We start from the raw sequence: 11,099 nt of genomic DNA, 5'->3' as shown, positions 1-11,099 counted from the left end.
GGGAATGGTAATTCCCAATTTATACATAAAAATAGAGAAGGTGATGTCAAATTCGACATCACCTTCTCTATTAAAGGCTGGAATTTTCACTTATGTCACAGTCTCCTTGAAAATACGATTAGTAGAATAAGGTTCTTATAGTTCAGGCACTCGGTCGATAAAGGCTTTGCCATCAATAATGCCGTTTTGATAAAGATCTTTTGCTGTTTTAAAGTATTGGGTATAACTATCAGATGAGCGCGTTAATAAGAAGCTATATTCTTCTGGTACACGACTAATCCACCATTCGTCACCCTTATAATCAAATGACAGCTCCTGCCCTTCATCAATTGCTTCTTTCACTTGTTCCCATGTTTCAGAATCCATTTATTTTACCTGCTTTCTTTAATATGCGAGTGCAACGGTCCATTTCCAGTGGCTAAGTGGGCGTAATTTAGCACCACCAACAAGCATATCATAGGCTTTACCGTCGCCCATATAAATGCCTACATGGCCCTTCCCATCATATAAAATATCGCCAGGCTTCGCATTTTTCACTGTACGTGTTTTAAGAGCACGAGCAGCTTGTGCTTTTGTTGTTGAACCAATATCTACGCCAAGCGCATTTAAGTAGATTTTTTGTGTATACGTTGCACAATCTAAGCCATAAAATAACGATTGGCCGTTATACACATAGCGTCCACCTGATAAACGGCGTGCTTCATGGAGTAGCTTTTCCGCTTTTGTACCGGTTGTTTTTGTTTTTGAACGATCATACGTACGTATTTTATTTTCTTTTCGTGCTTGATCGTTATAAACAACTGAATAGCCTTTAGATTTGACTAATACCTTGTTGCCTTTCCATTTGAAAAATAAGTTATTATTCGCTGTATAGCCCGCGACAACTTTTACGCCATTTGGTGTGTAAAAGGCTTGGCTCTTTCCTTTTTGAATCTGACGATACGTTGAGTTTGAATATTTATTAAGCTGACTAACAAAACCATATGCCTGTCCATCGCTTGTTGTGCGCAGTCCTACTTCCGCTTGTCCAGAGCGGTCGCGTGTAATAATTGTTTGCTTTGTAGGGAATAGCACAAGACTTGTACTACGTAATTGTTTTGAATTTTCGACAGCTTGTATCGTAACACTTGATTTTGAGCTTATTAAACGTTCTTCATCATGTGTTGCATCTTTATATTCAAGTTTTGAAAAATAGGCCTCTGTGTAGGTAATCGCACTTGCATGTGTTCCTTGCGCAGTTAAAGCGACTGCTAGGAAGCCTGCAGCAAGCACAGTGCTACCAAATAATTTTTTCATGTTGATAAAATCTCCTTTTAATGTAGTACTGGTAGTTTATAACAGAATTCTGATATTAGAAATGGTTATTGCAAAATTTCTTGTAAAATTTGTTGTTTTTATTTGCTTGAACATAGCATTCATTGAGCGCATCTGAAAGCCGGGTGGTATGTAGTTTGTTGTTATAAAGTCATTCTAATTTATTTTTTTCGTATGTTTTCTTGTAGCTTTTTTTGCCTTTTATGTAGAAAGTCTATACCTAGAATGGTGAGAAAAAAACATGTCACCTATCACCTAACCCATTTCTTCAGTTAATCGCCTCATAGAATGTATTGGGTAGTGTCCTGGAAAATGAATCACGACAGTAGCTAGAATGTTTCGTATAATGGAGGAAAGGAGAGGATTAGATGGTAGAAGTCATACATATTGATGCATTTAGTAATACGCCAGGAAAAGGCAATCCGGCAGGGGTTGTTTTAGAGGCTGAACGGTTAGATGAACAGATGATGCAGGATATCGCAAAACGTGTTGGTTTTAATGAGACGGCGTTTGTACTTTCGTCAGCTGTCGCAGATTTTCGGATTCGTTATTTTACACCAGGGCATGAGACGCCGCTATGTGGTCATGCGACAATGGGGAGCATCTATGCGCTATATCGCGCGAATAAACTTCCGGCGCATGATTTCACGATTGAAACAGGCGCGGGCATTTTGCCGATTCATATTGAGGAGGGTGACGAAGTCCGTATTACGATGCAGCATGCCAAACCGCAATTTGCCCCTTTTATTGGCTCAAAGATAGCGCTAGCCGAGGCACTTGGACTTTCGGAACAGGAGCTAGCATCCGATTTACCAATTGTGTATGGCAGTACAGGAGCGTGGACATTGCTTGTGCCAGTGAAAAAATTAGCAAGTTTTGCGAAAATGACGCCGCAGATTGAGCGCTTCCCAGCGATTTTAACGGACCGCCCAACTTGCTCGGTACATCCATTTTGCTTAGAAACGCAATTTGACGAGGCAGCTATGCACGCTCGTCATTTCTCGTCCCCGTATTCAGGAACGACAGAAGATATCGCAACAGGTACTGCATCAGGCGTAATGGGGGCGTATTATAAAGAATTTATCGACCATAAAAAAGCGTTACCATACACTTTAGTCGTTGAACAGGGCATGGAAATTGACAAGGATGGGCGCATTTATGTGCACGTCGACAAGACTATTTCCATTTCAGGTACAGCGGTTTTTGTAAATTCTTTTGAGGTATAAAGACGTAAATTAAAGTGTATTGTATGCAAATTTTCATTTTTAACGCATAAAACATGAAAAATCTTAAATAAGTCGTAGTTTTTTTTGAAAAAAAGGGAAAAATGGAGAAGAATACACTTGAAAGCGGTTTCGATTGCTTTTAAAATAAGTGGTATAGACCACTATGTTGAGGAGGAAAAAATATGCTAGCTTTCTTACAGAAAATTGGTAAGTCATTAATGTTCCCAATTGCGACATTACCTGCTGCAGCGATTCTTGTTCGCTTAGGCGCAGGCGATATGCTAGGGCAAATTGATGTTGCTTGGATTCAAACTGTCGCCGCGATTATGGAGGCTGCCGGTAATGCAATTTTAGGTAACTTACCGCTTATTTTTGCGATTGGTATCGCAATGGGCTTAGCTGTTGACACGAGTGGTGCCGCAGCCTTAGCTGGTGCCATTGCACAATTAGTATTAGTAGCCGTTTTAGGCGCAACAAACGATAAATTAGATATGGGGGTATTTGGCGGGATTGTATCCGGTATTACAGCGGGTCTCTTGTACAATAAATTCCATAAAGTAAAATTCCCAGAATGGTTATCATTCTTCGGGGGTAGACGATTTGTACCGATCATTACGTCCATTTCAATGGCGGTAATCGCAGGTCTATTATCTGTTGTATGGGGTTATGCTGCATAAAGGCGCATTATTATCGTCCGCAAATGAAAAACAAGCGGGTTTCCTAGCACAGCATCAACAAGACATTCAACTAGAAGCAGCAGATGTTTGTATTATTATTTCAACATCTGCTAAAAACCCTGCACCACTAGATATGGCGTACCTCGCAAAAGAAGCGGGTGCATTGACGATTTCACTGCAGTCACTTGCGTATACAGATATGGCATCCAATCATGTGTCAGGAAAGCGCTTAGAAGAAGTGGTGGATGTTGTGCTTGATACTCATGTGCCGGTTGGGGATGGTGTGTTGGCACTTGATGGCTTACAATATGGCCCGGTATCAACCGTACTAGGCGCTGCTATTTTAAATGCGCTCTATGGTGCAGTAATTGAAGAATTAGCAGCACGTAATATTGAACTACCGGTATTTGGAAGTAGCAATATCCAAACAACGACTACTAATGAATCATTGATTGAACACTATGGTCGACGCATTCATTTTTAATTGAAAAAGGGGATACAGTCATGGCAATACGAGTAGAGAGAATTCCATCGAAAGAAGCGCTTTATGAGCGTGCGGTGGCGATTATCGAAGAAGTGAAAGCACAAGGTGCGCACACATTTGGCCTTGCTACAGGGGGCACAATGGAGCCATTGTATGCAAAGTTATGTGACACGTCCATTGATTTCAGTGATGCAGTGAGCTTTAATTTAGATGAATATGTTGGACTTGATCCGACACATGAGCAAAGCTATAACAACTACATGCATCATCATTTATTTAATCAAAAGCCGTTTAAAGCGTCATATTTACCAAATGGTTTGGCAACGGATGCGACGAAAGAAGCGGCACGTTATGAAGCGTTATTAAATGAGCAACCACTTGATTTTCAATTGCTAGGCATCGGTGTCAATGGCCATATTGGGTTTAACGAACCAGGAACATCATTCGACTCGGTAACACATGTCGTCGATTTAACGCCTTCTACGCGTGAAGTAAATGCACGTTATTTTGATTCATTAGAGGAAGTACCGCATAAAGCATTTACGATGGGCATTCAATCAATTTTACGTGCGAACTGTATTTTACTTATTGCGATTGGTGAATCAAAGCGTACGGCATTACAGGCGTTGATTAATAATGATTATACGGAGCAAGTTCCGGCAACGGCACTGACGAAGCATCCGAATGTCATTGTTTTAACAGATTTAGTAAAATAAAAAAGAAGCAGGTCTCGGTTACGAGGCTTGCTTCTTTTTTGTGCCGAAAACTAGATAAAAAAAGGAAACACCTGCGAAGCTATTACAGCAACATTTCCATTTTGTAAAGAGTTTGTAAAACAACTTTACAGCTATATGGAACATTGATGTAATAAAGAAAAGAGGGGTGGAAAATGGGACAATTACTCGTGATTTTTTGGACTGCACTGAAATTAGGGCTCGTATCCTTTGGCGGGCCGAGTGCACATTTAGCTTATTTTGAACGTGTTTATGTAAAGGAAAAGAAATGGTTAACAGCAGTAGAGTATACAGATTTAGTAAGCTTAAGTCAGTTTTTACCAGGTCCTGCATCTAGTCAGGTAGGTATGGGAATTGGATTAAAAAAAGGGGGGATTTTAGGCAGTATCGTAGCATTTTTAGGATTTACATTGCCATCGGTAGTTGTGCTAATGATTTTTGCCTACATCAATGCAAAAGGGAACTGGTCACTTGACTGGCTTCATGGTTTAAAGCTCGTGGCTGTAGCAATTGTTGCGCATGCAATTTTAGATATGTCAAAAAAAATTTGGCATTCAAAAATGGCTATCATTCTAACAGTGGTAGCAACGGCTGTTCTTTTAAACTGGCAAACGACGTATAGTACAATCATCGTCCTACTAATTGCAGCACTTGCAGGACAACTCTTTTTACGTCAGCAACAACAAGCGCTTCTTGTAGAGAATGTTATTTCTAAGCGAATTGCTGCGGGATTTTTAATTGCCTTTGGTGTGCTGCTCGTAGCCTTGCCGCTTATAGCGAAATTATGGCCTACGACATGGCTTGTGATGTTCGAAAAGTTTTATACGGCTGGTGCGCTTGTTTTTGGCGGAGGACATGTGGTCTTGCCACTACTTGAAGAACGCCTCGTTGAAACGGGACTGATTTCACTCAATGATTTTTTAGTAGGCTACGGAGCGGTTCAAGCCGTGCCAGGACCATTATTTACTTTTGCTAGCTATTTAGGCATGGTTATAGGCGGTATACCTATGGCGTTATTAGCAACGGTGGCGATTTTTTTACCCGCTTTTTTATTAATTATTGGGGCCTATCCTTTTTGGCAACAAATCCGCTCAAATCCAAAATGGTGCGGTGCATTTAATGGTATGAATGCGGCAGTAATAGGCGTGTTGATAGCTGCTTGGATTACACCGATTGTCACCTCGACCATTCATTCATGGCTTGATATTTTATGGGTGATTCTGTTGTTTGCTATGCTCCTGAAATGGTCGCCGTTACTAGTTGTCGTCGTTGGAATCCTTATTGGTGTTTTCTTTTAATCTAAAAAGGTAGGCATTCACAGATGGAATGCCTACCTTTTTAGTCGTCATCTTCATATTCCCGCTTTTTAAAGTGGGCGGGAGGTTTTGCGCGGCGAAAGGCTTCAAATAAATTGATCATTAATCCTAAAATAATGACGATGAGAATGAGAAGAATCGCAATAGACATCAAATCACCATCCTTATGTAGCAGCGGCTGGATGACCAGCCACTATGTGTCAATGTTTGAGTCGATAAAAACGTGGCATGATAACGGCTTGTTGTGAAGGGGAAGTATATGGTTCTGGCTGTCGTAAAATTTCTTTGACGTTTGAAATAAGCATCACAGCACCAAAGACTAAAAGACAAAGTGAAATGACGATCATCTTCATCACATCCCTTACAGTTGTTATCTATGATATTCCCGCTTTTTTTTGAACTCAATCCTGTTGTAAAATCGTACTTTGCTGTAAATAGACGACGTTACATTGTTGCGCAAGCGTCGCTAAGTAGGCGCGTAATGCACCCCATTGTTTTTCCTCTAACAGCTTGATGTAGCGCGCCTTTTGTTCGTCTGTCGTCTGTTTTTTAAAATAGCCCCACATATGCTGAAGGGCATTCGAGCGGCTGCCGTCTGTAGGCGTGAGTGTGAGCGCTTCATTAATCGTTTGCTGGAGTTCCTCTACAGTACAGCCATCACGCATCATATGACGAATTTGATTGTAATGTGCTTGGCTATAGTACATCACGCGGTATTTTTCAGTGCGCCATAGTTGTTGTTCAGCATGCATCGAATCACCTCGTCTTTAGTATAGCATGAGGGCATCGCCATAAAAAAATGAGACTCAGACAACAACTTGTCCGAGTCTCATTTTTTTATAATGCTTTTGTTGAAACATTTCCTTCTTTACGTTCTTTTGCATATTCAGCTGTTGCTGTGAATAATACGTCTGTAGATGAATTTAATGCTGTTTCGCAAGAATCTTGTACGACGCCAATGATCATACCGACTGCAATGACTTGCATCGCCACATCTGCTGGGATACCAAACAGACTACATGCTAATGGAATTAATAATAGTGAGCCACCTGTTACACCTGAAGCGCCGGCTGCAGAGACAGCAGATAACACCATTAATAAAATAGCTGTTGGAATGTCTACTTCGATTCCAAGTGTATGAGCGGCCGCAAGTGATAATACAGAAATGGTTACAGCTGCGCCACCCATATTGATTGTTGCACCTAATGGAACGGATACTGCGTACGTATCTTTATCTAAATTTAATTTTTCACATAGCTTCATATTAACGGGAATATTCGCTGCAGAGCTACGTGTGAAGAATGCTGTAATACCACTTTCCTTTAATGTTAACAGGGTTAATGGATATGGATTACGACGTGTATAAATAAAGACGATTAATGGGTTCACAACAAGTGCGACAAAGAGCATTGTTCCTACAAGGACGATAATTAAATGACCATAATCAAGTAATGCTGATAGGCCATTTTTTGCCACCGCATCGAATACAACACCGATGATACCGAATGGAGCTAGATTGATTACCCATTGAACGATTTTTGATACCGCATCTGATAGATTTGAAATAACGGTTTTTGTTGTGTCACTTGCCATACGTAGTGCCACACCTAATAAAATCGCCCAAGCAAGAATACCTAAGTAGTTGGCATTCATAATAGCTGTAACCGGGTTTGTTGTAATATTTAATAGAATATTTTGAAGTACTTCCCAAATATCACTTGGCGGTGTAATTTCTTCAGCGCTTTCTTTTAAGTGAAGAGTCGATGGGAAAATTTTTGCGGCAATTACCGCGACAGCACCGGCCATAAATGTTGCAAGCGCATATAAGCCTAAAATAGATTTCATATTTGTTTGTTGGCCGTTCTTATGACCTGAGATGGCTGCGATAACGAGTACGAATACGAGGATAGGTGCTACCGCTTTTAATGCGCTAATAAATAATGTACCTAGAATAGAAATGCCAGCCAATGATTTTGGGGCAACGAGTGCAAGGATTACACCGATAACGATACCGACAATAATACGATTGACTAGGCTAATACTATTCCATTTTGCGAATAGTTTTTTCATTATGTAACCTCCGAATGTGTTCTCTAGAAAGACTGATGTTTTTGTATAGTGTACAGTTTACCACTAAATGTTCTATTAATCTGAAAAATTCAGACTTTCTTATATTTTTACGCAAAAACACGACATATTTCAACAGAAAATAGAAAAATCGATACATAGTCTATTAAAAATAGAATGATTTTGAGCAGTTTTGTGTATTGCTCAAGATTAAAGTATAATAAAATAGATATTGGAGGGATTATTATGAAAATGACAGCCTTAGATCGCTGTAATAAAGAGACAGAGGAAATTATTGCATCAGCAGATGAATCATTCCTTAAAGAACCTTTAAACTATGTGGCACAAAACCAAATTGAATATATTTACGCGGAATCAAAAGAGTTTACAGATCGTAAAATGGATGCCGTAGTAATTGAGTTTGACGATATGTTTAAAATACATACCGCATTATTTGGCCTTGCCTTACAAAAAAAATACAGCAACCCGATTAAGACATACTTACGTGCGAATTTAACACCGATGCTTGGTTCATCAAGTGCGATGTTTAATGGACAAGAGGGCATTTGGGAAATCAACATTGCCTTTGATGCAATGAAAGATTATACAGGAAATGAAACACTTGGTGAGGCATATGATAAGTTATTAAAACTTGTCGATGCAATGCTAGAAGAAATTGGCGCTTAGCGTATGAAAAGCTCACAACTGTGGGCTTTTTTTTGTAGATAAAAGGATTATAATTGGCATATTAAGGGAATGATGTATTACTTATGATTGCACTTGCCGCGGGAATGCTGACAAGAAAAGGGGAGAACATGCATGCAAAAACGTATGCCGCTCGTTTTAAAGCAACAAGTAATACAACAGCCTGAAAAAATAGCCTTTGAATTTCGGTCTCATAAAAAAACCTATGGAGACGTCTATAGACAGGCGACTGCCTTAGCAGGATACTTACAGCAATTTGAATATGATAAGGATACGATTATCGGTATTTTTATGGATAATCATGATGATTTTCCGGTCATTTACTTTGGGATTCAGCTAGCAGGGCTTATCGCTATGCCAATTAATACGAAGCTAGCACCAGCAGAAATTGCTTATATTATCGAGCATTCGGAGGTAAAGGCTATTTTTTGTGATACGGCACTTACGCCGAAGCTAGATGCAACGGGTATGTCTATTGCACAGCGCTTCACAACCGAGGATTTGCCTGAAATTTATACACATGCGCCATTTGAGGCAGCGAGCATAGAGGATGAGGATATTGCGGTGATTATGTATACGTCAGGGACGACAGGAAAGCCAAAGGGTGTCATGCTGTCGTATCGTGCGGTGTATGAGGCAACTTCGCAGTGGGTGGAGTCGGTTGGATTAACGGCACAGGACCGTATGTTTATTTGTACACCATTATTTCACTGTGCGGGCTTACATGTGTTCTTAACGCCGATTGTCATGGCAGGGGGTACGTTTATTATCGAAGAAGCCTTTTCGCCGACACAAACGCCAACCTGGCTGCGTGATACACAGGCGACAATTTTCTTTGGTGTGCCGGCGATGTATATGCTGCTATTAAATAATGAGGATTTCTCAGCGTTTGATTTATCGCATGTACGCTTATTTGCGTATGGTGCGGCACCGATGCCTTATGAATTAGTATCAAAGTTGCGTAAGTTATTTCCGCATGTGTCACTACAAAATTTTTATGGTCAAACAGAAAACGCACCGTGCTCCACAACACTTAAAGGGAATGACGTATTGGAGAAAATCGGCTCTGTCGGTAAGCCGCCAACGAAAAAAACAGCTGTTCGCATTGTTGGACCAGACGGTGAATCCGTACCAAATGGCGTCGTCGGTGAAATTATTGTCAAGGGACCGCAGACGATGACCGGCTATTTACGCAATCCACAGGAAACAGCACATGCCCTACGCGATGGCTGGTTATTTACAGGTGACTTAGGCCGTCTTGATGATGAGGGCTTCCTATATATCGTTGATCGCCAAAAAGATATGTTGATTCGCGGCGGGGAAAACGTGTATCCGGTCGAGGTGGAAGAAGTATTATTCCAAATGCCAGCAGTGCTTGAAGCAGCCGTTGTAGGAGTACCACATCCTATTTACGGCGAAGTACCGAAGGCGTATATTTGTTTAAAAGAAGGACAGACGCTGACAGTTGAGGAGCTAACAGCGCATTGTGTAGAGCGTTTAGCAAAGTATAAAATACCGGTGGAGATGGAATTAATGGATGCCTTACCGCGTAATGCTTCTGGAAAAGTACTGAAGCATGTGTTACGAAGCAGCACATAGGGTATAGATTTGTAACGATGACGAACGGAGGCGAATAGGCATGGAATGGATTGGTCTTGTAATTGCAGTTGCGTTTTTAGTACTCATTGGTATCGCATTTTATCGTGTTGTGATTAAACGCCGCCCAGTAGAAGATATGTATACGCCATTTGATAATGCCACATCTGGAAAAGACGATGGCGTAACGCGTCATCCGATTCAAGATGATAATACCTATATTGAGCCGACAACTGAAGATACGAAAAAATAAAGAAAAAAGCAGGAATTGCGTAGGTGTTCGCAATTCCTGCTTTTTTAATGGGCATAGCCATTTTTGTAGATTGTCCCATTATACATACCATTTGCGACAATACCATCAACAAAGTATTTGCCGCTGTCTTTATGAATGCCCGTTAATCGGACACCGTCTACATAACGAATGGCATCGACAACACCAGAGAAGGCGCGACCATTTTTATAAAGAATACCATCATAGGTACCACTTGCTACGATGCCTTTCACAAAATATTTGCCACTTTCGTTGTGAAAGCCTGTTAGCGGTTTACCGTCCACATAACGAATGCCATCAGGTCTTTGTACGCCGCTATAGGGCGCACCATTATGATAAAGTACACCTTTATATGAATAGCGTCCTACCTTTTCAATCGCATCATAATAGAGCGTATTTTTGTAAACAGCATAGCCTTTTACCGGCTGATTGGTTTTCTTATTGTATAACGTATAATAGACCAATTTATAGGAGGCGGCAGATGCCGGTGTTGTAGCAACGAGTAGTAATGCAGCACAGCTACAGGTAGCAACGATTTTTTTAAGTTTTTTCATAAGCGATCATCAGCTCCTTCAATAGGTGATGTTGTTTTTTCTTCTTTCATTTGAACTACCCCCACTTAGCCGTTCTTCGAACGTTGCTTGAAGTGGGAGATTCCTACGAACAGTGCTTGCTTGTTTCCAGTTGCTTGAAACAGCGGCTTCACTTT

14 protein-coding genes and 1 pseudogene are annotated in these 11,099 nt (G+C 40.7%); 8 read left to right on the top strand and 7 right to left on the bottom strand.

All coding sequences use genetic code 11. The features are described 5' to 3' along the window. Nucleotides 1-135: 135 nt before the first annotated feature. The gene (locus ACFSY7_RS11160) at nucleotides 136-366 is read right to left on the bottom strand and encodes a hypothetical protein (RefSeq protein ID WP_380147878.1); all 231 of its coding nucleotides are present in this window, start codon (nucleotides 364-366) and stop codon (nucleotides 136-138) included. Between the two features lie 18 nt (nucleotides 367-384). Beyond that, entirely contained in the window at nucleotides 385-1,296 is a 912-nt protein-coding gene (locus tag ACFSY7_RS11155) for a C40 family peptidase (RefSeq protein WP_380147877.1), read from the bottom strand. A 386-nt stretch (nucleotides 1,297-1,682) separates the two neighbouring features. On the opposite strand from ACFSY7_RS11155, the gene ACFSY7_RS11150 reads away from it, so the two are divergent. From ACFSY7_RS11150 to chrA, 5 genes and pseudogenes are all read left to right on the top strand, one after another. Next, entirely contained in the window at nucleotides 1,683-2,540 is an 858-nt protein-coding gene (locus tag ACFSY7_RS11150) for a PhzF family phenazine biosynthesis protein (RefSeq protein WP_380147876.1), read from the top strand. A 182-nt stretch (nucleotides 2,541-2,722) separates the two neighbouring features. Next, a pseudogene (locus ACFSY7_RS11145) lies at nucleotides 2,723-3,205 on the top strand (PTS transporter subunit EIIC); the annotation flags it as partial. A gap of 1 nt (nucleotide 3,206) precedes the next feature. Beyond that, nucleotides 3,207-3,701, top strand: coding sequence for a sugar isomerase domain-containing protein (locus ACFSY7_RS11140; protein WP_380147875.1), 495 nt, complete (start codon nucleotides 3,207-3,209; stop codon nucleotides 3,699-3,701). Between the two features lie 26 nt (nucleotides 3,702-3,727). Further along, complete coding sequence (locus ACFSY7_RS11135) at nucleotides 3,728-4,417, top strand: glucosamine-6-phosphate deaminase (RefSeq protein ID WP_126991944.1); 690 nt, start codon at nucleotides 3,728-3,730, stop codon at nucleotides 4,415-4,417. A 173-nt stretch (nucleotides 4,418-4,590) separates the two neighbouring features. Further along, nucleotides 4,591-5,733, top strand: coding sequence for a chromate efflux transporter (gene chrA, locus ACFSY7_RS11130; protein ID WP_380147874.1), 1,143 nt, complete (start codon nucleotides 4,591-4,593; stop codon nucleotides 5,731-5,733). A 40-nt stretch (nucleotides 5,734-5,773) separates the two neighbouring features. On the opposite strand, the gene ACFSY7_RS11125 is transcribed toward chrA, so the two are convergent. The 4 genes from ACFSY7_RS11125 to sstT all read right to left on the bottom strand — a co-directional run bounded on the left by ACFSY7_RS11125 (nucleotide 5,774) and on the right by sstT (nucleotide 7,821). Next, a complete protein-coding gene (locus ACFSY7_RS11125) occupies nucleotides 5,774-5,902 on the bottom strand; it encodes a hypothetical protein (RefSeq protein ID WP_255411586.1) in 129 nt (42 codons plus the stop codon). A 49-nt stretch (nucleotides 5,903-5,951) separates the two neighbouring features. Continuing rightward, complete coding sequence (locus ACFSY7_RS11120) at nucleotides 5,952-6,104, bottom strand: hypothetical protein (RefSeq protein ID WP_380147873.1); 153 nt, start codon at nucleotides 6,102-6,104, stop codon at nucleotides 5,952-5,954. A gap of 48 nt (nucleotides 6,105-6,152) precedes the next feature. Beyond that, on the bottom strand, nucleotides 6,153-6,503 hold the full coding sequence (locus ACFSY7_RS11115; protein WP_380147872.1) for a YbgA family protein: 351 nt from the start codon (nucleotides 6,501-6,503) through the stop codon (nucleotides 6,153-6,155). Between the two features lie 85 nt (nucleotides 6,504-6,588). Further along, a complete protein-coding gene (gene sstT, locus ACFSY7_RS11110) occupies nucleotides 6,589-7,821 on the bottom strand; it encodes a serine/threonine transporter SstT (RefSeq protein WP_380147871.1) in 1,233 nt (410 codons plus the stop codon). Between the two features lie 243 nt (nucleotides 7,822-8,064). Here sstT and ACFSY7_RS11105 point away from each other — a divergent pair, with 243 nt between their 5' ends. The 3 genes from ACFSY7_RS11105 (at nucleotide 8,065) to ACFSY7_RS11095 (ending at nucleotide 10,372) form a co-directional block, all read left to right on the top strand. Then, the gene (locus tag ACFSY7_RS11105; protein WP_126991889.1) at nucleotides 8,065-8,505 is read left to right on the top strand and encodes a hypothetical protein; all 441 of its coding nucleotides are present in this window, start codon (nucleotides 8,065-8,067) and stop codon (nucleotides 8,503-8,505) included. Between the two features lie 132 nt (nucleotides 8,506-8,637). Beyond that, nucleotides 8,638-10,122, top strand: coding sequence for a class I adenylate-forming enzyme family protein (locus ACFSY7_RS11100; RefSeq protein WP_380147870.1), 1,485 nt, complete (start codon nucleotides 8,638-8,640; stop codon nucleotides 10,120-10,122). 40 nt (nucleotides 10,123-10,162) lie between these two features. Further along, nucleotides 10,163-10,372, top strand: a complete 210-nt coding sequence (locus ACFSY7_RS11095; RefSeq protein ID WP_126991887.1) for a DUF3951 domain-containing protein — start codon at nucleotides 10,163-10,165, stop codon at nucleotides 10,370-10,372. A gap of 44 nt (nucleotides 10,373-10,416) precedes the next feature. Here ACFSY7_RS11095 and ACFSY7_RS11090 read toward each other — a convergent pair whose 3' ends face one another. Beyond that, nucleotides 10,417-10,944, bottom strand: a complete 528-nt coding sequence (locus tag ACFSY7_RS11090) for a hypothetical protein (RefSeq protein WP_126991886.1) — start codon at nucleotides 10,942-10,944, stop codon at nucleotides 10,417-10,419. Nucleotides 10,945-11,099: the final 155 nt, after the last annotated feature.

Origin of the sequence: Kurthia populi (genome assembly GCF_042686175.1) — a bacterium.
In the GTDB taxonomy this organism is placed as follows: Bacteria; Bacillota; Bacilli; order Bacillales_A; family Planococcaceae; genus Kurthia; species Kurthia populi.
This window is presented reverse-complemented; position numbering and strand designations above follow the sequence as displayed.